The sequence below is a fragment of the Microbacterium sp. bgisy207 genome, assembly GCF_965345035.1.
Lineage (GTDB): Bacteria > Actinomycetota > Actinomycetes > Actinomycetales > Microbacteriaceae > Microbacterium.
This window is the reverse complement of record NZ_CBDRMG010000004.1, coordinates 196,859-216,872: the sequence shown is the minus strand read 5'-3', so window position 1 is coordinate 216,872 and position 20,014 is coordinate 196,859. Positions and strand designations below refer to the sequence as shown.

Below are 20,014 nucleotides of genomic sequence, written 5' to 3'. Positions count from 1 at the left end.
CCCGATCAGGATGTCGCGAGGAAGACCGCGTCGCCGCCCGTGTTCAGCACGGTCCACACCCCGCCGTCGACGTCCTCGGCGGGAACGCTGACTGCAACGTTCGCCGACAGATCCTCCGCCGGTGGGTACACCGTCCCGACTGCCCACAACTGATTCGGCACGTCAGCCGCGGCGCTCTCGAAGAGTTCGTAGCTGCGTCCGCTGGCGCCGATGTAGCGAACGATGAGCGAGGCCCACGGATCGATGCCCAGGGTATCGGCGTCCGCGGGGTCTTCTCCGGCAGCGGCGAGTTGCGCGCGGATCGCCTCCCAGTCGATGAGGATGCGCAGAGGCAGCACGACGTAGCCCTCGCCGCGCTCGGTCGCCGCTGCCGCGCCGACCGACCACGCCGATCCGTCCGCGAGGGGCACCGTCTGGCCGACCGCGAGCGGGTTGGCGCGGGTTCCCGGCGCCGCCTCCGCACTCTCGCTGGTCGTGGGCGTCGGGCTCGGGTCGGGCACCGGGTCGGCGACGCAGCCGGTGAGCGCGACCCCCACGATCGCAAGAGCGGCCAGGGCCGCGGCAGGCGTTGGTCTCATGGAGCCTCTAGTCGGGTGGGACGAAAAGAAGGCCCCTCTCGGGACCTTCTCTCCTGTGCGCGAGGGGGGAGTTGAACCCCCACGCCCTTTCGGGCACTGGCACCTGAAGCCAGCGCGTCTGCCTATTCCGCCACTCGCGCGAACCGCGGCGGACCGCGGATCAACTTCCCGAGGATATCACGGCGGATTGGCGTGTCGAACCCGGTATCCCGCTTCACCGCCAGGTCGTCCATGGCCCGCTCAGGGTCTCCAACTAGCATGGACGCACCGCTCTGCCTGCCTGAGGAGATCCGTGGGACTACTTGACAGCTTCGAGAAGGGGCTCGAACGTGCCGTGAACGGCGCGTTCGCGAAGACCTTCCGTAGCGGGATCCAGCCCGTCGAGATCGCTTCCGCGCTGCGCAGCGAGCTCGACAAGAAGGCCGCCGTCGTGGCCCGGGACCGGATCCTCGCCCCCAATACGTTCGCGGTGCGGCTCGCCCCCTCCGACGACGATCGGATGCAGGCGATCGGCCAGCCCCTCGTCGACGAGCTGGCCGAATTGGTCGCGAAGCACGCTCGCTCCCAGGGGTACACCTTCGCCGGCCCCATCTCGGTGACGATCCGCCGCGACGAGGCCCTGTCGACGGGAACCCTGCAGGTCGACTCGTCGACCGCTCAGGGGTCGGTGTCGTGGCGCGGCGTTCTGGACATCGGCGGCCAGCGGCATCCGCTCGTGAAGGCACGCACCGTGATCGGCCGCGGCAGCGACGCGGACATCACGCTGGCCGATGCCGGCACGAGCCGCCGTCACGTCGAGGTTCTCTGGGACGGCGAGCGCGCGATGGTGCGGGACCTCGGTTCGACCAACGGCACACTGCTGAACGGGCGCAAGGTCAGTGAGTCGCCGCTGCCGCCGGATTCCACGATCACGATCGGCCGCACCGACATGGTCTTCCGCGTGGTCGCCCAGGCATCGGCTCCCGCGCGGCCCGCCGCATCCGATGCCACCCGCGCCTTCGACATGTTCGACGGGGGCGGCCGCGCGTGAGCGAACTGACACTCCTGCTGCTGCAGATCGGGTTCCTCCTGGTGCTGTGGTTCTTCGTGTTCGCCGTCGTCTACTCGCTGCGCGCCGACGTGTTCGGCGTGCGCGTGCGACGGATGCCGCAACCGGCCGAGCCGGTGAAACCCGCGGCCCGCGAGACGGCTCCCGTTGCGCCCTCCGCGCCTCCGGCACCCTCCGGCCCGACCGGCGGTGCCGCAACGACGGCGACCGTCTCGCGCATCGTCATCACGAGCGGCCCCAAGGCGGGTCTCGAGCTGCCGCTGGGGACCGAGCCGCTCACAATCGGCCGGTCCAGCGAGTCGGGTCTGGTGATCCGCGACGACTACACCTCGAGCCACCATGCACGACTCCTGTTGTGGGGCGACCAATGGATGCTCCAGGACCTGGATTCGACCAACGGCACCTGGCATGACGGGGCGAGAGTGACGACGCCCGTCGAAGTGAAGGTCGGCGCCCCCATCAAGGTGGGCGCAACGACCTTCGAGTTGCGGAAGTAACGGCCCCGACGTCATGGTCTTCGAAGGCTCCAGCGCGGCACTCTCGCACACCGGCAAGGTGCGCTCGAACAATCAGGATTCCGGATATGCGGGATCGAATCTGTTCGTCGTCGCCGATGGGATGGGCGGCCACGCCGGCGGTGACGTCGCCTCGAGTATCGCGATCGCGCAGCTGTCCGACCTCGACCGCCCGTTCGACTCCCCCGCGGCAGCCGAGCGCGCCCTCGGCGACGCGATCACCGACACCGCCGCCGCGCTGATCGACACCGTCGCGGCGCGGCCGGAGCTCGCGGGCATGGGCACCACCGTGAGCGCCCTGGCGATGGTCGACGACTACGCCGTGATCGCGCACATCGGCGACTCCCGGGTGTACCTGTACCGTGACGGTGCGCTCACTCAGATCACGACAGACCACACGTTCGTGCAGCGTCTGGTCGATTCGGGACGCATCACCCCCGAAGAGGCGCGCTACCACCCTCGGCGCTCCGTGTTGATGCGCGTCCTCGGGGACATGTCACCGAACCCCGAGATCGACACGTTCGTCATGCCGACCCAGCCCGGCGACCGCTGGCTCCTGTGCTCGGACGGTCTGTGCGGTGTCGTTCCCGACACGCAGACGGCAAAGACCCTCGGGGCGGACCTGGCTCCCGCCCGCACGGCGGATGCCCTGCTGAAGCTGGCACTGGACGCCGGGGCTCCTGACAACGTCACGATCGTGCTGGTCGACGTGGGCGGGCGGCATCCGGTCTTCTCCGGCACCCCCACCGTTGTCGGCTCGGCCTCCAACCCCGAAGGTATCGACGTCCCGGCAGCGCGCAGCTCGCGCACGAGTTGGCTGCACCCCGCCCGCCAGGCAGCCAACGAGCCGACGCACTTCGAGCCGGCCGCCGAGTTCCTCGAGGAACTCATCGAAGAGGACCGGCGCCGCTCCCGCCGCCGCCGAGTCGCGTGGATCGCGGGCTTCGTGCTCGTCCTGGCCATGATCGCGGTCGCGCTCTTCGGCGCCTATCAGTGGACCCAGACCAGATTCTTCGTCGGAGCCGACGACGAGACGGTGGTCATCTACCGCGGCATCCAGCAGAGCATCGGACCGATCTCGCTGTCGACGCCCTACGAGGACACCGGCATCCTGCTGGCCGACCTGCAGTCCTTCGATCGCGCGACCGTCGAGCGTACGATCTCGGCGCGCTCCCTCGCGGATGCCCGAGCGATCGTCGACAGGATCGAAGCACGAGCGGAGGTGCCCGGTGGCTGACCCTGCCCTCACGCGCGAACCGGCTTCCGAGATCGCCGCCGACACCGCCGTGGTGCGTGCATTGAAGCGACTGCGGACACCGCAGCGCCAGCGCAACCGCGAGCTCGGCCTTCTGCTGTTCGCCTTCGTGCTCTCCCTCGGCGCGCTCGTGCTCGTCCAGCTCGGGGTGATGGGGCAGATCGCGCCCGGCTACCTCATCGCCTTCGGAGGTCTGTTCACGACGGTGCTCGCCGTCAACATCGCCCTTCGGGTCTGGGCCCGGGATGCCGACCCGTTCGTCGTACCGATCGCGACCCTGCTCACGGGGCTCGGGATCGCGATGATCTACCGCATCGACCTGGTGATCGGTAGCGAGGGCTGGGATGCGGCATCCGTTCGCCAGCTCGCGTGGGCGGGCATCGCCATCCTCGGATGCCTCGCGGTGGTGATCGCGCTGCGCAACTACCGCGTGTTGTTCCGCTACACCTACATCTTCGGGTTCGCGGGAATCGCGCTGCTCCTGCTCCCGATCATCCCGGGCCTCGGAACTGACGCGAACGCGGACGTCTGGGTGTCGCTGGGGATCTTCTCGTTCCAGCCGGGAGAGCTCGCGAAGATCTCGCTGGCGATCTTCTTCGCCGGGTACCTCGTGCGCACGCGCGAAAGCCTGAGTTCGGTGGGCACGCGCTTTCTCGGCATGACCTGGCCGCGGGCGCGCGAACTGGGCCCGCTCCTCGTGCTGTGGCTGATCTCGCTCGGCATCATCGTGCTCCAGCGAGACCTCGGCACCGGTCTGCTGCTGTTCGGGATGTTCGTCGCGATGCTCTACGTCGCGACGGGAAAGACGTCCTGGGTCGTGATCGGTCTGGTCCTTGCCGGCATCGGGGCCTTCTTCGCCTCACGCATCCTGCCCTACGTCGGCGGACGGTTCGCGAACTGGCTCGACCCGTTCAACCCGGAACGCATCGAAGCCACCGGCGGCAGCTTCCAACTCGTACAGGGGATCTACGGTCTCGCCCACGGCGGCCTCATCGGCACCGGTCTCGGGCAGGGCCGGCCCTACATCACGCCGCTGTCGCAGAGCGACTACATCCTGCCGAGCTTGGGTGAGGAGCTCGGTCTTGCCGGCGTCTTCGCGATCCTGCTGCTGTACATGGTGTTCGTCGCGCGCGGCATCCGCATCGGCGTTGCCGGACAGGACGACTTCGGGAAGCTCCTTGCGACCGGACTGGCCTTCACGATCGCTCTGCAGGTGTTCATCATGGTCGGCGGCGTCACGCGGGTGATCCCCGTGACCGGGCTCACGACCCCCTTCCTCGCGGCGGGTGGCTCGTCGCTCGTTGCCAACTGGCTCATCGTGGCGCTGCTGCTGCGCATCTCGGATGCCGTACGCAGCCGTCCCCGCGCGGTGATCGGATGAGGGCGGTGATGTCGCTATGACCAAAGAGCTGCGCCGGCTGAGCATCCTGATGCTCCTGATGTTCCTGACACTGTTTGCCTCGACGACCTGGATCCAGGGCATCCAGTCCGCTGACCTGGCCGACTACCCCCGCAACACGCGGGCTCTCTACGACTCGTACGAGGTACAACGAGGATCGATCATCGCGAGCGGGTCGGCAATCGCCTCATCCGTGCCGTCGAACGATGTCTTCAGCTGGCAGCGGGTTTACGTCGATCCCGACATGTGGGCCCCGGTGACCGGCGTCATCCCCGTCGTCGGGGAGGCGACGGGCATCGAACGGGCGATGAACGACGAGCTCAGCGGCACCGCGAGCTCCCAGTTCCTCTCGCGCATCGAGCAAATTCTGACGGGGCAGCCGCCGCGCGGGTCGAACGTCGTGCTGTCGCTGGATGCCGCCGTCCAGCGCGCCGCGTATGACGCGCTCGGAGATCTCGAGGGCGCCGTGATCGCGATCGAGCCCGACACCGGTCGTGTCCTCGCGATGGTCACGAGCCCGAGCTACGACACGAACCTGCTGGTCTCGCACGACACGGCGCAGGTCGAGGCGGACTATGCGGCACTGCTCGCGGATCCTGCCAACCCGCTCTACAACCGCGCCATTGCGGGGGACCTCAACCCTCCCGGCTCGACGTTCAAAGTCGTTGTCGTTGCCGCCGCGCTCGCCTCGGGCCAGTACACGCCCGAGTCGCAGATCCCCAACCCCGCGATCTGGCAGCTGCCGCAGTCATCCAACACGATCCGCAACGCGAGCGGGGGCACGTGCGGTCCCGGCGAGACGGTGTCGATCGCTGATGCGCTCCGACTCAGCTGCAACATCCCGATGGCGCAGCTCGCGGTGCAGCTGGGCGACGAGGCGATCCGGCAGCAGGCCGAGAAGTTCGGCTTCAACCTGTCGTTCAGCATCCCGCTCGAGTCCATCCCCTCGGTCTACCCGCGCGGGCTCGACGCGCCGCAGACCGCGCTGACCGGTTTCGGCCAGGGACAAGTGACGGCGACCCCCCTGCAGATGGCGATGGTCTCGGCCGGAATCGCCAATGGCGGAGTCGTCATGAACCCGCGGATGGTCGATCAGGTGATCGGCCCCGACCTGTCGGTGCAGCAAACGTTCGAGAGCACGGTATTCGGCGAGGCGTTGAGCCCCGAACTGAACGAGGAGATGGTGTCCATGATGGTCGCGAATGTCGAAAACGGCGCCGCCTCGAATGCAAGAATAGAGGGCGTCGACGTGGCCGGTAAGACGGGTACGGCGGAGAACGGACCCGACGCGCCGTACACCCTCTGGTTCACCGGGTTCGCGCCCGCCGAGGATCCCGAGGTGGCAGTGGCTGTGGTCGTGGAGAACGGTGGCGGAATGGGTCAGTCGGGATACGGGGACCTCATCGCGTCCCCGATCGCGAAGAAGGTCATGGAGGCGGTGCTAAGCAGATGAGACCGACGCAGGGTGTGACCTTCGGCGGCCGTTACGAGCTGGATTCGCGAATCGCGATCGGCGGCATGGGCGAGGTCTGGGAAGCCACCGACCACGTCATCGGGCGGACGGTCGCGATCAAGATCCTCAAAGACGAGTACATGGGCGACCCCGGATTCCTCGAGCGCTTCCGCGCCGAGGCGCGCCATGCCGCCCTCGTCAACCACGAGGGCATCGCGAGCGTCTTCGACTACGGCGAGGAGAACGGCAGCGCCTTCCTCGTTATGGAACTCGTCCCCGGGGAAGCCCTCTCGACGATTCTCGAGCGCGACGGCTCGCTGTCCACGGACAAGACTCTCGACATCATCGCGCAGACCTCGGCGGCTCTGCAGGCGGCCCACGCGGCAGGCCTCGTCCACCGCGACATCAAGCCGGGAAACCTCCTGATCACCCCCGACGGTCGCGTCAAGATCACCGACTTCGGGATCGCGCGCATCGCCGACCAGGTGCCCCTGACGGCCACCGGGCAGGTCATGGGCACGGTGCAGTACCTGTCACCCGAGCAGGCGTCCGGGCACCCCGCCTCACCCGCGACCGACATCTATTCGCTCGGCATCGTCGCCTACGAGTGCCTTGCCGGGAAGCGTCCGTTCACGGGCGAGTCGCAGGTCGCGATCGCGATGGCCCAGATCAACGAGCAGCCCCCGCCGCTGCCGCCGACCGTGGCCGTTCCCGTACAGAACCTCGTCATGGCGATGATCGCGAAGAAGCCCGAGGACCGGCCCGCGACAGCGGCTGCCGTCGCCCGGGCCGCGACCGCGCTTCGCCGTGGTGATGTCGCCGCCGCCGCGGCAGCGATTCCCGCGATCGCGGCCGGCGCTGTCGCCACCGACGACGCGACCGCATTGCTGACGTCGACCGCGACGGCCGCCGAGACGCGGATCATGCCGGCGCCCGAGCCCGGCGAGGAGGCTGCGGCACCGCGCAAGCGGAGCCCGTGGACGTGGCCCCTGGTTGCGCTGATCATCCTGCTCGTCCTGGTTCTGGGCGGCACGATCTGGGCGCTGCTTGCGAACCAGCAACCGGCGCCGGCGCCCACGAGCTCGTCCGCGACGCCGTCCCCGAGCGCATCGACGCCCACGCCGTCCCCGAGCGCGACGCGCATCGACATCGACGCCCTGAACCTGGTCGGCATGCAATGCGACCAGGCCGTGCAGACGGCCAAGAGCGCCGGAGTGCTCGAGGTCGTGACCAACACCGACACCCCGGCTCCGGATGACTCGCAGGTCGGCGTCGTATGGCGCGTCAACCCCACGGGCAACATCGAACCGACGACTTCGCTCACCGTCTCCTGCTATGGACAGGTCACCCCGATCGGTGGGCCCAGCAACCCGCCGGCGATCCAGGGCGGGGCTCCCGCCGAAGCCGGGTCGACCGTCACGCTCACGTGGGACAGCTTCACGTGCCCGACCGGTACGGGAACCCTCAGCGGATACACCGTGACGCTCCAGAACGCGGTGTTCACCGTCGACGGCACCTCGCAGCGGGACTTCCCCCCGAACGACCGCGACGAGGCGATCCTGATCGCGAACGCCGCCGGGCAGACACTCACAGCCTCGTACACCGCCCTGTGCAGTGGAACCGAGCAACGGCGGTCCGACGCATCCCCGCAGATGCAGGTTCAGATCCAGCCCGCGAGCAGTCCGTCGCCCACTCCCTGAGAAGGGACGGCGACGGCACTCGACTAGTCTGAGAAGACTGGCTCAGTCAGGGAGGGCAGTGTGACCGGCGATTCTCGCGTGCTCTCGGGGCGCTACCGGATCGATGAACCGATCGGCCGCGGAGGCATGGCCGCGGTCTACCGCGGCTACGATCTGACGCTCGGTCGCGAGGTCGCCATCAAGATCCTCGAACCCGAGCTGGCGCGGGACGCCGGCTTCCGCACCCGCTTCCGCCTGGAGGCTCAGGCGGCGTCACGGATGTCGCATCCGACCATCGTGCGGGTCTTCGACGCCGGTGAGGAGGCCGAGACTCTTCCCGACGGCACCACGCAGCCCGTGCCGTACATCGTCATGGAGCTCGTCAAGGGACGGCTGCTGAAGGAGCTGATCGAGAGCGGCCCTCTGGATGCCGAGCGTGCGGTTGCGTACGCCGACGGCATCCTGGAGGCGCTCGAGTACTCGCACCGCGCGGGCGTCGTCCACCGCGACATCAAGCCCGGCAATGTCATGGTCACCGAGAACGACCAGATCAAGGTCATGGACTTCGGCATCGCCCGCGCCGTCTCCGACTCGTCGTCGACGGTCGCCGAGACAACCGCGATCCTCGGCACCGCCGCCTACTTCTCCCCCGAGCAGGCCAAGGGCGAACCCGTCGACGCCCGTGCCGACCTCTACTCCACCGGGGTGGTGCTGTACGAGATGCTGACCGGGCGTGCCCCGTTCCGGGGCGAGTCGCCGGTGGCGGTCGCCTACCAGCACGTCAGCGAAACCCCGCTCACTCCGTCGGAGATCAACGAGGAGATCCCGCGGGCCCTCGATGCCGTCGTGCTCCGCGCGCTGGCGAAGGATCCGTTCCAGCGCTACCAGGACGCCGCGTCGTTCCGTGCAGCGCTGACGCATGCGTTGACCGGAAAGGCGCCCTCGCGGCGGCAGCTGGGCACACTCACGAGCGAACTGTATGGCCCCAACCCGCGGCAGGCCGCCGAGACCGCGCGGTCGCTTCGACAGCTGTCGACCGACACGACGATGCGCCGCACACAGTCGGGCCCTCCCGTCGCGTGGGTGTGGGCGGGCGTCGCGATCCTGGCGGTGCTGCTCATCTCGGTGCTCTTCTGGGTGCTGACGATCCCGCGCGGCAGCGACACCGTCCCCAGCAACTCCCGCATCGTCCCCGATGTCACCGGCATGACCTACGAACGCGCCGCCGAGGAGCTCCTCGCGCAGGACCTGGTCCCGGTCCGCGCGGAAGAGGCCAGCACCGAGGTCGCCGAAGGCAACGTCATCCGCACCGACCCTGAGACGGATGTCTCGGTATCGGTGAACCAGGAGATCACCGTATACGTGTCGACCGGCCAAGAATTGTCGACCGTGCCGACTCTCGCGGGTCTCACCCAGGAGGCGGCGACGCAGGCCCTCGCACAAGCCGGTCTCCAAGTGGGTACGGTCACCTCGCGCAACGACCCGAGCCTTGCGGCTGGCACCGTCATCGCGGCAGACCCCGCATCCGGTGAAGACGTCGCGGTCGGCAGCGCCGTTGACCTCGTCGTGGCCACGGGACGGGTCCTGATCAACGATGTGACCGGCTACACGGTCGAGGCGGCGACGCGAGAACTCGAAGCTCCCGATACCCAGCTGACGGTGGAAACGCAGGAGGACTCGTCGTGCCCGGCGACGAATCCGCCGATCGTCATCGCGCAGTCCCTCGCCCCGGGTGAAGTGCCCGTCCGTTCGACCATCACGCTGACGTACTGCTCGGGCTGAGCCTCAGGTTCGCCTCAGGCGCCGGTGTCGAGGTGGGGCCGGAGGGCGTGAGAGCGCTCGACGGCGCCGGGGACCCCGACCCGCTCCAGCCAGTTCGCGAGGAGGCGGTAGCCGCCCTCGGTGAGCACGCTCTCGGGATGGAACTGAACGCCCCACAGTGGAGCTTCCCGGTGGGCGATACCCATCACGATGCCGCTGTCGGTGCGTGCGGTGACCACCAGCGTGTCCGGGAGAGTCTCGGGTTCCACCGAGAGCGAGTGATACCGGTTGGCGATGAACGGCGCGGGGATCCCGGCAAAGAGCATCGACCCGTCGTGCACGACCGGCGACGTGACCCCGTGATAGAGCTCCGGCGCGACCGTCACTCGCGCACCCAGCGCCTCCGCGATGACCTGGTGCCCGAGGCAGACCCCCAGCAGGGGAACGCGACGGTACACCGCTTCGCGCACGACCACCTGCGAAGCGGTCGTGTCGGCGGGGCGGCCCGGCCCCGGCGAGACGAGGATGCCGCGATAGCTGCCGACCAGCTGCGGCACGGCATCCGGGTCGATCTGATCGGCCTCGACCATCTCGGTGTCCGCTCCCAGCTCGTGCAGGTATCCCACGAGCGTGTGGACGAAACTGTCGTGATTGTCGACCACCAGGATGCGGTCGACCAGGGGATCTCGCTCTGTCACCCGACAGTCGCGTCCTGCGGGGTGGTCAGCTCGCTGATCCAGGGGAAGACGTAGAAGACGAGGCCATACAGCACCGCGGCGGCCATCACGGTCAAGATCGCTACCCTGACCCACCACGGTCCCGGCAACACGCGCCACAGGGCGGCATACATCAGGCTGTCGTTCCTTCCGTGAGGGATGCGGGCGGCCCGTCCGTGCGGGGCGTGAAGGACTCGAACACACCGTACGCGACGATCCGCTCGGCCATGCTCCATCGCGGGCTGCAGCTGGTCATCGTGATGTAGGCGTCGCCTGCGGCGACATCCAGTTGCGGCACCGGCGCCAGAACCGTCGTCTCCGTGGGACGGACGTACTCCAGCGTGCGGAACCGGTAGGTGTACCACCCGCCCGGTGTCTCGACGACGATGGCATCACCGATGCGCAGCGTCTCGATGTCGGCGAAAGGCTTTCCGTAGGTCGTCCGGTGGCCCGCGACGGCGAAGTTGCCGATCTCGCCGGGCATCTGGGTGTTCGGATAATGGCCGACACCGATCGGATCGAGGGTGCGCGATCGTGATACGCCTCCCGCGATGGGTTTGCTGTAGTCCGCACCCCAGCGGGGAACGCGTAGCACGGCGAACTCCTCCGCATCGCCCGGCTGCGCCAGAACCGGCACCGCTGCGGCGGCGTCGGCCGACGCCGTCGGATCAGGCGACTCAGACGTCTCGGGCGCGGGTGGCGCGGTCTCGAACGCATCAGCCCACTGCTCGGAGAGCTCACTGCCGGCGGCATCCTTCTGCGCAGCCTGGATCACGTCTCCAAGCCACAGCTGCCACCCCACGTAGAGGAACGCGATCACTCCGACGGTGATGAGCAGCTCACCGATGATGCCGAGCACGCTCACCCGGCGACGCGATCGCCGCGTCCGACGCGACCGTCGCGTCGGGTGCGGCGTCTGCTCCGCGTCGCTCACAGGCTTTCCCCTCGTCTCTGCGTCGTGATGATGGTCGAGGTGCGCAGCTGCCCTGTGCGACCGCGACCTCCCGGGAAGCCTGCGACCGCCCCCGCCATCCGTCCTACGCGCGATTCTATTCGTCTCCTGCTGCACGAGCCCTGGCAGTTAGACTTGACGCATGGCACGCCCGAGCAACGACGACGAACCGATCGTCGAGAGCAGCAGCGCTGAGTCCGCACCGAACCCTGTCTGGTTCAAGCCGGTGATGATCGGGCTCATGCTGCTCGGCCTGGTCTGGGTTCTCGTCTTCTACATCAGCGGGATGCAGTTCCCGATTCCCGGGATCGACGCCTGGAACCTCGTGATCGGCTTCGGCATCGCCTTCGTCGGTTTCCTCATGACAACGCGCTGGCGTTGACACCCGCGAGCCCGGTGCATCGGAATTACATGACTGTGATTCATCCCCAGGTGTGGATGAATCTGTGGATGAATCAGACGTAGAACGCGGCAGGGATCGCGAGCAGCGCCAACAGCCCGATACCGATGGCGACGAGCAGTCCGATCTGCAACGGCTGCCGAGCCCTCGTGCGAGTCCGGGCGAAGACGAGCCCGATGAGCGCGCCCACGACCAAACCGCCGAGGTGCGCCTGCCACGCGATGTTGTAGCCGGGGATGAACCCGATGGCGAGGTTGATCCCGAGGATGATCAGGATGCCGGTGATGTTCGCTCCGATGTGCCGGCCGATCACCAAGAGGGCACCGAGGAGTCCGAAGACGGCGCCCGAGGCGCCGACGACCGTGACTCCGGGTGCCAGCAGAGCGACACCGACGGATCCGCCCAGGCCTGACAACAGGTAGAGCGCGACGAACCGGCCGTGTCCGAGGAGCGGCTCCAGTGACCTGCCGATCAACCAGAGCGCGAGCATGTTCAACCCGATGTGGAAGAAGCTCGAGTGCAGGAATACCGCGGTCAGGAGCCGCCATGGCTCGAAGGCGATCGATGGGATGACGAAGACGCTGTTGAAGGCGAACAGCCGGTCAATCGCGGGTACGAGGAGCTGGAGTACGAAGACCGCCGCCGTGATCGCGATGATGACGTACGTTGCCGTCGGGCGCTGCGTCCCGACGGCCGCGGGCGCGCGCGACCAGCGCCGCTCGGCCTTCTTCTGGGCGCTCGTCTGGGTCGCTCGCTGCTCCCGCAGGCACTCCGGGCAGATGACCCCGACCGCAGCCTGCGTCTGGCATTCCGGGCAGATCGTGCGCAGGCACCGCTGGCACAGCACGAAACTCTGCCGGTCCGGATGCCGGTAGCAGAAGTTGTCCCGGTTGCTGCGGAACTGGTCGGACGTCGTCACGGCTGGCGCCGTCTCCCGTCAGACCGAGACGACGTCGATCGACGAGATGACGACGGGCTCGATCGGGCGGTCGCCGGGCCCGGTCGCGACAGCGCTGATCGCGTCGACGACGCGGCGGGACTCGTCATCCGCCACCTCGCCGAAGATCGTGTGCTTGCCCTGGAGCCATTCGGGTCCGCGGCCACCCTGACCGGGAACCGTGATGAAGAACTGCGATCCGTTGGTGCCCTCGGGCTGACCGGTGATCGCGTTGCGGCGCAGCCCTGCGTTGGCCATGGCGAGCTTGTAGGGCTCGGTGAAGGTGAGCTCAGGGCTGATCTCGTCGTTGAAGGTGTAGCCGGGCCCGCCGGTGCCGACCCCCAGCGGGTCGCCGCCCTGGATCATGAAGCCTTCGATGATGCGGTGGAAGATCACGTCGGTGTAGAGGGCGCCCTCTCCGGGCTGCCCGGTTCCCGGATGCGTCCATTCGCGGCTACCGTCGGCCAGGCCAACGAAGTTCTGGACGGTGCGCGGAGCCTGGTCTCCGAACAGATTGACGACGATGTCGCCGTGGTTGGTGTGGATCGTGGCGACCGCGGTGTGCTGTGGCATGGGGCCATTCTTTCAGAGTTCGCCGGGAACACTTCCCGTCTGCGGCACGCATGGCAAGATGGGAAGACCACGTCGACACGACAGGGAGGGCCCCGTGAGCCTCAGCCGCAAGCGCAAGAAGGAACTCCGCAAGCTCCAGAAGCACGCGAACGACATCTGGGAGTCGCAGCAGGTGCTCGTCGGCGAAGCCGCTGACATCGCCCGCGAGGCCGGTCGGCAGCTGGGCAACTACGGCCGCGAGCAGGTCGTGCCCCAGGTTCAGGAAGCCTACGGCCGGTACGCCCAGCCGTATGTGCAGCGCGGACTCGCGTCATCCAAGTCGTTCCTGACCAATCGTGCGATCCCCGCGACCGGAGCCGTCGTCGGTTCGGCGCTGTCGGCATGGGATGCCGCCACCGAGACGCGCGCGCGGCTTGCCGCGGGTCGGGGCCTGTCGGCTCCTGACGCGAAGAAGTACGCGAAGCTCGCCGACAAGTACGGCAAGGACGTCTCCAAGAAGCTGTCCAAGAAGCTGTCGGCCCTCGAGCCTCAGAAGCAGGGGATCGGCGCCGGCGGTGTCTTCGCCATCATCCTGGGTGTCATTGCCGCTGCGGGCGTGCTGTACGCGGCGTGGCAGACGCTCCGCGCGGATGACGAGCTGTGGGTCGCCGACGACCCGCTGCGCGCTCCCGACGCCTGATCCAGATCAGTTCGCGCTGCGGCGCCCGGCTTCCGGGCGCCGCAGTTGTTTGTTGACGACCCTCAGCGTGCGAAGGAGCCGAGTCCCGCCATCCGCAGCCCGATATTGACGAGACTCACGCGCTTGAGCCGGCGCACATCCGACAGTGCGAACCACTGCGCGCGGTCGGTGGTTCCCTCGGTCTCGTTGCGCAGGGTCCCGCCGGTGACATGGGCACGGTAGACGATCCGGAGTGCCTGTAGCGGGAGATCAGACCCAGGCACGAGGCGTCGGTGCGCGGGGATCACGCGCGAGTGGATGCCAAGAAGCTCGTCGAGCGCGACCCGGTACCCGGTCTCTTCGTGGACTTCACGGCGAGCGGCAGCATCCGGACTCTCCCCGGGTTCGAGACCCCCGCCGGGAAGGGTCCACCCCGAGGCGCCGCTCTCGTTCCAGTGGGCGAGCAGCATGCGCCTGTCGTCGTCGATGACGATCGAGTACGCAGCGACCCGCAGATCCATGGATTCACGATACGGGAGCCACGGGCAGCTTCTCCTGCATGCGAGACCGGAACGTGGCGTCCGCGCGGCGCGGCGCAAGCCGCCCTCGCTCACCCAGAATCGGTAGAACGAGGTCGCCGAACGCGGCGACATCCCGCGTGCCGAACACCGGCTCGATGAGGAACCCGTCGAGCCCGGTGCTGGCCGCAAGCTCCTCCACGCCGTCCGCGACCTCGGTCGGGTCTCCGACCAGCCGAAACCCGCGCGTGCCGCGCCCCCGCAGCTCGTCGAGGATCTCGCGAACTGTCGGGGCGGGGCGGTCGGCGCTGCCGAGGAATCTCTCGATGTTGCTGGTGCCCATTTGTCCGATGGGTCCGCCGGCATCGAGCACCTGGTGGAGGGTCTGGTCAGGGTCGAGGGTCCGTAGGTCGATTCCGGTGTTTCCCGCATAGAGGGTCGCAACCACATCGTCGGTCTGCATCCGGTCGAATTCGTCGGCAAGCTCGCGGGCCTCGGCGGAGGTCTCGGCAACGATCGCGGTGAGACCCGCCATCGTCACGAGCGCCGTGGTTCGCCCCGCTTCACTCGCGCGACGGTGCAGGTCGGCGACAGCGGATGCCGTGTGGGTCGGCGTGGTCGCCTGGACGAACACGCACTCGGCGTGCCGAGCAGCGAAAGCCCGGCCGGCCGGCGAGGTTCCCGCCTGGAAGAGCAGCGGTGTGCGCTGAGGCGTGGGCGGGGCGCCGTAGTATCCGCGCGAACGGTAGTGGTCACCCTCGTAGACCACGCGATGGATGCCGGACCGCTGCGCGTACACGCCGGATGCGCGATCGGCGACGAGCGCGTCGTCACTCCAGGCATCCTCCCAGTACCGCCGCGCAAGCGAGACGTACTCCTGGGCCATCGCGTACCGGGTGTCGTGCGCGACCATCTCGTCGTGCCCGAAGAGTTCGGCAACCGCATTCTGCGATGCGCCGGTGACGATGTTCCAGCCGATCCTCCCGCCCGAGATCGCGTCGAGGGTCGAGAAGCGGCGAGCGAGTTGGACGGGGTGATCGATTCCCGTCGTCGCGGTGACGACGAACCCCAGCTCTGAGGTTTCCCGCATGAGGACCGGCAAGAGTGTTGCGGGGTCGTACCCCGAGAAGTTGATGCCGTGCGCGACGGCATCAGCGCTGATGTCGTCGCCGACGATCGGGTATCCATAGCCATCGGCGAAGAAGAGGAAGTCGAACCCGGTAGCATCCATCACCTTTGCCAGGCGCACCCATCGGTCGGGGTCGGCGAACTCGATCGAGTCGCTCAGCGGATGCGGCCAGCTCAGCGTGCCACCGACCTGCGGGCCGTAGACCTCGAAGACACCGAATCGCAGTGCCGACACATCCGCTCCCTTCGCCGCGCACACACGTGCCGTGGTGACGCAACGCTACGCGCCAGCTGTTACGCGCGCGTGACGCTGCGCAAGAGGCGGGAGGGCCTCGGGAAGAAGAAACTGTGGAGCCTAGGAGATTCGAACTCCTGACATCCTGCTTGCAAAGCAGGCGCTCTACCAACTGAGCTAAGGCCCCGGGGCGTGCGTGGGGCTACCAGGACTTGAACCTGGGACCTCTTCATTATCAGTGAAGCGCTCTAACCGCCTGAGCTATAGCCCCGTACGCTGTCGGCGCTTCGCGCCGTCAACCTCCAAGACTTTACCGGACGCGGTGCCATTTCACGAATTCGGGCGGCGGCTGCCTCCAGCTCGCGAGCGGGTGGTCCGGAACGTCACCCGGACGACAGGTTCGCTTAGCCCAACCTTCATTGCCCCGCACGGTCGTCGGTTGTTGACTGAGCCTCGTGACCGACACGACACATCCTCATGAGCCGCACGCAACCGGTGTGAGTCAGAAGCTCAATTGGCTGCGGGCGGGAGTCCTCGGCGCCAACGACGGCATCGTCTCCGTCGCGTCCCTTGTCGTCGGTGTCGCCGGCGCAACGACCGAGACGCCCGCCCTGTTGCTCGCCGGTGTGGCGGGACTGGTCGGTGGCGCGATCTCGATGGCGCTCGGGGAGTACGTATCGGTGAGCAGTCAACGCGATAGCGAACGAGCGCTTATCGCGAAGGAGCGACGCGAGCTCGTCGAGATGCCAGCCGAGGAACTCGAAGAGCTGACCCAGCTCTACCAGGAGCGCGGGCTCAGCAGAGACACCGCCGAACGGGTGGCGGAGGAACTCACCGCGCACAACGCGCTGGCTGCCCACCTCGAGGTCGAGCTGCACATCGACGAGGACGACCTCGTGAACCCGTGGCAAGCCGCCTTCTCGTCGGCCGTCGCCTTCACGCTCGGCGCGCTCCTGCCGCTCCTGGCCATCCTGCTGCCCCCGCCGGAGTGGCGGGTGCCGGTCACGGTGGTCGCGGTGCTCATCGCGCTGGCAGTCACCGGGTCGATCTCGGCGCGGCTAGGTGGCGCGTCGCAGGGACGGGCGGTCATCAGGCTCGTGATCGGTGGTGCTCTCGCTCTCGCTGCGACCTATGCGATCGGCACCCTCCTCGGCACCACCGTGGTCTGACCGAACGTCGGAACGGTCGAACCCCGTCGCGCCGGCGACATCCTCGAATCAGTTGGACGTGAAGCCGACCAGCAGCCCGCCGGTCACCTTGACGGCGAGGTTGTAGATTCCCGCGACGACCGCCCCCATGACCGTGACGACCACGAGGTTCAGGATCGCCACGATCGCCGAGAACGCGAGCACCTGGGGCAGCGAAAGCACCGCCGAGACAGAGAAGCTGCCATCGGTGAAGCTGCCGATGAACTCATCGGCCTGCGAGATCAAGCCGGTCGTCTGCAGGATGAGGTAGATCAGCACGAAGAAGACAACGGTCGCGATCGCGATCGCCACGGCCGCGAGAAACGACAGTTTCACGGCCGACCAGAAGTCGACGTACACCAGGCGCAGGCGCACCTGCTTGGTCGTCGTCTTGCTGGATTTCTTCGCGAGTTTGTCGGCAACCGTCGTCATGCGTCGGGACTTCCTTCAAGATTCTGGGGGGAGGCGGCGTCATCCGACGCATCCGTGGCCGCAGCTACCTCTGCCACAACCCGCTCTCCGTTACGCGCGACCGCGATGATGCGATCCTCGTCATCGGGGCGGGCGAAGACGACACCCATCGTGTCGCGACCCTTGGCGGGGACCTCGGCCACGGCAGAGCGTACCACCTTGCCGCTGGCAAGAACCACCAAGACCTCGTCGTCCTCCGAGACGATGAGTCCGCCCGCGAGGACCCCCCGATCCTCGGTCAACTTCGCGACTTTGATGCCCAGACCTCCGCGACCCTGCTCGCGATACTGTGCGACATCGGTGCGCTTGGCATAGCCACCCTCGGTCACGACGAAGACGTATCCCTCATCTCGGGCGACGGATGCCGACAGCAAACAGTCATCGCCGCGGAAAGACATGCCCTTGACGCCCTCGGTGGCCCGTCCCATGGGGCGAAGGGCAGCATCCGTCGCCGCGAATCGCAGCGACATGCCCTGCCTGCTGATGAGGAGGATGTGGTCGTCCTCGTTGACGAGCATCGCGGAGGTCAGCTCGTCGCCGGCTTCGCCATCCTCACCGCCGCGAAGCTTGATGGCGATGACCCCGCCCTGACGGTTGGTGTCGTATTCGATCAGCCGCGTCTTCTTCACGAGGCCACTGCGGGTGGCGAGCACCAGGTACGGTGCCGCCTGATAGTCGCGGATGTCCAGGATCTGGGCGATCTCCTCTTCGGGCTGCAAGGCGAGGAGGTTCGCGACGTGCTGACCCTTTGCATCCCGACCCGCCTCAGGAACCTCGTACGCCTTGGCCCGGTAGACGCGACCCTTGTTCGTGAAGAAGAGCAGCCAGTGGTGAGTGGTTGTCACGAAGAAGTGCTCGACGACGTCGTCCGCGCGTAACTGCGCACCCTTGACGCCCTTGCCCCCGCGGTGCTGCGACCGGTAGTTGTCGCTGCGCGTGCGCTTGATGTAGCCGGCACGGGTGACCGTGATGACCATCTCTTCTTCAGGGATGAGGTCCTCGACCGACATGTCGCCGTCGTAGCCGGGCATGATCTCGGTACGTCGCTCATCGCCGAAGCGCTCGACTATCGCGGTGAGTTCGTCGCGGATGATGGAGCGCTGGCGCATCGGATCGGCGAGGATCGCCTGGAAATCCAGGATCTGAGCCTCGAGCTCAGTCGCCTCGTCGATGATCTTCTGTCGCTCGAGCGCGGCGAGTCGGCGAAGCTGCATCTGCAGGATCGCGTCGGCCTGGATGTCGTCGATCTCGAGCAGGTCCTTCAGGCCCTCGCGGGCATCGTCGACGGTCGCAGAACGACGGATGAGCGCGATGACCTCGTCGAGCGCATCGAGCGCCTTGAGATAGCCGCGCAGAATGTGCATCCGCTCTTCGGCCTTGCGCAACCGAAAACGGGTGCGCCGGACGATGACGTCTACCTGATGATCGATCCAGTAGCTGATGAATCCGTCGAGGGGCAGGGTGCGCGGAACCCCGTCGACGATCGCGAGCATGTTCGCGCCGAAGTTCTCCTGCAGCTGCGTGTGCTTGTAGAGATTGTTGAGCACGACCTTCGCCACGGCATCGCGCTTGAGCACGATGACCAGACGCTGTCCGGTGCGACCCGAGGACTCGTCACGGATGTCGGCGATGCCCGTGATCTTGCCCTCGCGGGCCAGGTCGCCGATCTTCACCGCGACGTTGTCGGGGTTCACCTGATACGGCAGCTCGGTGATGACCAAGCAGGTGCGTCCCTGGATCTCCTCGACGTTGACCACGGCGCGCATCGTGATCGATCCGCGTCCGGTGCGGTAGGCGTCCTTGATGCCCTTCGTGCCGAGAATCTGCGCGGCTGTCGGGAAGTCCGGACCCGGGATGCGCTCCATGAGCGCCTCGAGCAGTTCCTCGCGCGTGGCCTCGGGGTGCTCGAGCGCCCAGAGGGCGCCGGCGGCGACCTCGCGCAGGTTGTGCGGCGGGATGTTCGTGGCCATGCCCACCGCGATTCCCACCGAGCCGTTGACGAGCAGGTTCGGGAACCGCGCCGGAAGGACGATCGGTTCCTGAGTCTGGCCGTCGTAGTTGGGCTGGAAATCGACGGTCTCTTCTTCGATGTCGCGGACCATCTCGAGGGCCAGCGGCGCCATCTTGGTCTCGGTGTACCGAGGGGCAGCGGCACCCTGGTTCCCGGGGGTGCCGAAGTTGCCCTGCCCGAGGGCCAAGGGGTAGCGCAGCGCCCAGGGCTGCACGAGCCGCACGAGGGTGTCGTAGATGGCGGAGTCACCGTGGGGGTGGTACTGACCCATGACCTCGCCGACGACACGGGAGCACTTCGAGAACGACTTGTCGGGACGGTATCCCCCGTCGTACATGCCGTAGATGACGCGGCGGTGCACGGGCTTCAGGCCGTCGCGGACATCGGGCAGGGCGCGCCCGACGATGACGCTCATCGCGTAGTCGAGGTACGAGCGCTGCATCTCCAGCTGCAGGTCGACCTGGTCGATGCGACCGTGGTTGTGCACGGGCTCGGGGCGTTCTTCGGCTGCCATCGCTGTCTCTACTTCGTCGCTGTACT

General features: G+C 67.4%; 20 protein-coding genes and 3 tRNA genes. 10 read left to right on the top strand and 13 right to left on the bottom strand.

Going from position 1 to position 20,014, the window contains the following annotated elements:
* Nucleotides 1-5: 5 nt before the first annotated feature.
* Together ACSGC5_RS05555 and ACSGC5_RS05550 are read right to left on the bottom strand one after the other, a co-directional pair.
* Nucleotides 6-578 (bottom strand): hypothetical protein, encoded by a 573-nt coding sequence (locus ACSGC5_RS05555; protein ID WP_434969606.1) that lies wholly within the window; start codon nt 576-578, stop codon nt 6-8.
* Nucleotides 579-634: 56 nt separating this feature from the next.
* Nucleotides 635-718 (bottom strand) — tRNA-Leu (locus tag ACSGC5_RS05550).
* Nucleotides 719-870: 152 nt separating this feature from the next.
* Here ACSGC5_RS05550 and ACSGC5_RS05545 point away from each other — a divergent pair.
* The 7 genes from ACSGC5_RS05545 to pknB are packed head-to-tail and all read left to right on the top strand — an operon-like array spanning nt 871 to nt 9,709.
* The gene (locus ACSGC5_RS05545; protein WP_434969605.1) at nt 871-1,608 is read left to right on the top strand and encodes an FhaA domain-containing protein; all 738 of its coding nucleotides are present in this window, start codon (nt 871-873) and stop codon (nt 1,606-1,608) included.
* Nucleotides 1,605-2,123 (top strand): FHA domain-containing protein FhaB/FipA, encoded by a 519-nt coding sequence (locus ACSGC5_RS05540; protein ID WP_434969604.1) that lies wholly within the window; start codon nt 1,605-1,607, stop codon nt 2,121-2,123. Before ACSGC5_RS05545 ends, ACSGC5_RS05540 begins: the two co-directional genes overlap by 4 nt.
* A gap of 13 nt (nt 2,124-2,136) precedes the next feature.
* Complete coding sequence (locus tag ACSGC5_RS05535) at nt 2,137-3,378, top strand: PP2C family protein-serine/threonine phosphatase (RefSeq protein ID WP_434969603.1); 1,242 nt, start codon at nt 2,137-2,139, stop codon at nt 3,376-3,378.
* Entirely contained in the window at nt 3,371-4,777 is a 1,407-nt protein-coding gene (locus tag ACSGC5_RS05530; protein ID WP_434969602.1) for an FtsW/RodA/SpoVE family cell cycle protein, read from the top strand. The genes ACSGC5_RS05535 and ACSGC5_RS05530 overlap by 8 nt, the downstream gene beginning before the upstream one ends.
* 16 nt (nt 4,778-4,793) lie before the next feature.
* A complete protein-coding gene (locus tag ACSGC5_RS05525; RefSeq protein ID WP_434969601.1) occupies nt 4,794-6,248 on the top strand; it encodes a penicillin-binding transpeptidase domain-containing protein in 1,455 nt (484 codons plus the stop codon).
* A complete protein-coding gene (locus tag ACSGC5_RS05520; protein WP_434969600.1) occupies nt 6,245-7,948 on the top strand; it encodes a serine/threonine protein kinase in 1,704 nt (567 codons plus the stop codon). Before ACSGC5_RS05525 ends, ACSGC5_RS05520 begins: the two co-directional genes overlap by 4 nt.
* Before the next feature lie 60 nt (nt 7,949-8,008).
* Nucleotides 8,009-9,709, top strand: coding sequence for a Stk1 family PASTA domain-containing Ser/Thr kinase (gene pknB, locus ACSGC5_RS05515; RefSeq protein WP_434969599.1), 1,701 nt, complete (start codon nt 8,009-8,011; stop codon nt 9,707-9,709).
* 14 nt (nt 9,710-9,723) lie between these two features.
* On the opposite strand, the gene ACSGC5_RS05510 is transcribed toward pknB, so the two are convergent.
* The 3 genes from ACSGC5_RS05510 to ACSGC5_RS05500 are packed head-to-tail and all read right to left on the bottom strand — an operon-like array spanning nt 9,724 to nt 11,269.
* Nucleotides 9,724-10,386: an anthranilate synthase component II gene (locus ACSGC5_RS05510; protein WP_434969598.1), complete on the bottom strand. Its 663-nt coding sequence runs from the start codon at nt 10,384-10,386 to the stop codon at nt 9,724-9,726.
* On the bottom strand, nt 10,383-10,538 hold the full coding sequence (locus ACSGC5_RS05505; protein ID WP_434969597.1) for a hypothetical protein: 156 nt from the start codon (nt 10,536-10,538) through the stop codon (nt 10,383-10,385). The genes ACSGC5_RS05510 and ACSGC5_RS05505 overlap by 4 nt, the downstream gene beginning before the upstream one ends.
* Nucleotides 10,538-11,269, bottom strand: a complete 732-nt coding sequence (locus ACSGC5_RS05500) for a class E sortase (RefSeq protein WP_434969596.1) — start codon at nt 11,267-11,269, stop codon at nt 10,538-10,540. The genes ACSGC5_RS05505 and ACSGC5_RS05500 overlap by 1 nt, the downstream gene beginning before the upstream one ends.
* 229 nt (nt 11,270-11,498) lie before the next feature.
* On the opposite strand from ACSGC5_RS05500, the gene ACSGC5_RS05495 reads away from it, so the two are divergent.
* Nucleotides 11,499-11,738 carry a cell division protein CrgA gene (locus ACSGC5_RS05495; protein WP_434969595.1) on the top strand — a complete coding sequence of 80 codons (240 nt, stop codon included), beginning with the start codon at nt 11,499-11,501 and terminating at the stop codon, nt 11,736-11,738.
* A gap of 73 nt (nt 11,739-11,811) precedes the next feature.
* Here ACSGC5_RS05495 and ACSGC5_RS05490 read toward each other — a convergent pair whose 3' ends face one another.
* Together ACSGC5_RS05490 and ACSGC5_RS05485 are read right to left on the bottom strand one after the other, a co-directional pair.
* The gene (locus ACSGC5_RS05490) at nt 11,812-12,675 is read right to left on the bottom strand and encodes a rhomboid family intramembrane serine protease (RefSeq protein ID WP_434969594.1); all 864 of its coding nucleotides are present in this window, start codon (nt 12,673-12,675) and stop codon (nt 11,812-11,814) included.
* Between the two features lie 18 nt (nt 12,676-12,693).
* Nucleotides 12,694-13,266 (bottom strand): peptidylprolyl isomerase, encoded by a 573-nt coding sequence (locus ACSGC5_RS05485; RefSeq protein WP_434969593.1) that lies wholly within the window; start codon nt 13,264-13,266, stop codon nt 12,694-12,696.
* 94 nt (nt 13,267-13,360) lie between these two features.
* On the opposite strand from ACSGC5_RS05485, the gene ACSGC5_RS05480 reads away from it, so the two are divergent.
* On the top strand, nt 13,361-13,945 hold the full coding sequence (locus ACSGC5_RS05480; protein WP_434969592.1) for a DNA helicase: 585 nt from the start codon (nt 13,361-13,363) through the stop codon (nt 13,943-13,945).
* Between the two features lie 62 nt (nt 13,946-14,007).
* Here the strand turns inward: ACSGC5_RS05480 and ACSGC5_RS05475 are convergent, their stop codons facing one another.
* The 4 genes from ACSGC5_RS05475 to ACSGC5_RS05460 all read right to left on the bottom strand — a co-directional run bounded on the left by ACSGC5_RS05475 (nt 14,008) and on the right by ACSGC5_RS05460 (nt 16,076).
* Nucleotides 14,008-14,445 carry an NUDIX hydrolase gene (locus tag ACSGC5_RS05475; RefSeq protein WP_434969591.1) on the bottom strand — a complete coding sequence of 146 codons (438 nt, stop codon included), beginning with the start codon at nt 14,443-14,445 and terminating at the stop codon, nt 14,008-14,010.
* A 4-nt stretch (nt 14,446-14,449) separates the two neighbouring features.
* Nucleotides 14,450-15,805 (bottom strand): NtaA/DmoA family FMN-dependent monooxygenase, encoded by a 1,356-nt coding sequence (locus ACSGC5_RS05470; protein ID WP_434969590.1) that lies wholly within the window; start codon nt 15,803-15,805, stop codon nt 14,450-14,452.
* 114 nt (nt 15,806-15,919) lie between these two features.
* Nucleotides 15,920-15,992, bottom strand: a tRNA-Ala gene (locus ACSGC5_RS05465).
* A 10-nt stretch (nt 15,993-16,002) separates the two neighbouring features.
* Nucleotides 16,003-16,076, bottom strand: a tRNA-Ile gene (locus tag ACSGC5_RS05460).
* Nucleotides 16,077-16,260: 184 nt separating this feature from the next.
* On the opposite strand from ACSGC5_RS05460, the gene ACSGC5_RS05455 reads away from it, so the two are divergent.
* Complete coding sequence (locus ACSGC5_RS05455; protein ID WP_434969589.1) at nt 16,261-16,974, top strand: VIT1/CCC1 transporter family protein; 714 nt, start codon at nt 16,261-16,263, stop codon at nt 16,972-16,974.
* Nucleotides 16,975-17,022: 48 nt separating this feature from the next.
* On the opposite strand, the gene ACSGC5_RS05450 is transcribed toward ACSGC5_RS05455, so the two are convergent.
* Together ACSGC5_RS05450 and gyrA are read right to left on the bottom strand one after the other, a co-directional pair.
* Nucleotides 17,023-17,424, bottom strand: coding sequence for a DUF3566 domain-containing protein (locus tag ACSGC5_RS05450; protein ID WP_434969588.1), 402 nt, complete (start codon nt 17,422-17,424; stop codon nt 17,023-17,025).
* Entirely contained in the window at nt 17,421-19,988 is a 2,568-nt protein-coding gene (gyrA, locus tag ACSGC5_RS05445; RefSeq protein WP_434969587.1) for a DNA gyrase subunit A, read from the bottom strand. Before gyrA ends, ACSGC5_RS05450 begins: the two co-directional genes overlap by 4 nt.
* Nucleotides 19,989-20,014 lie beyond the last annotated feature (26 nt).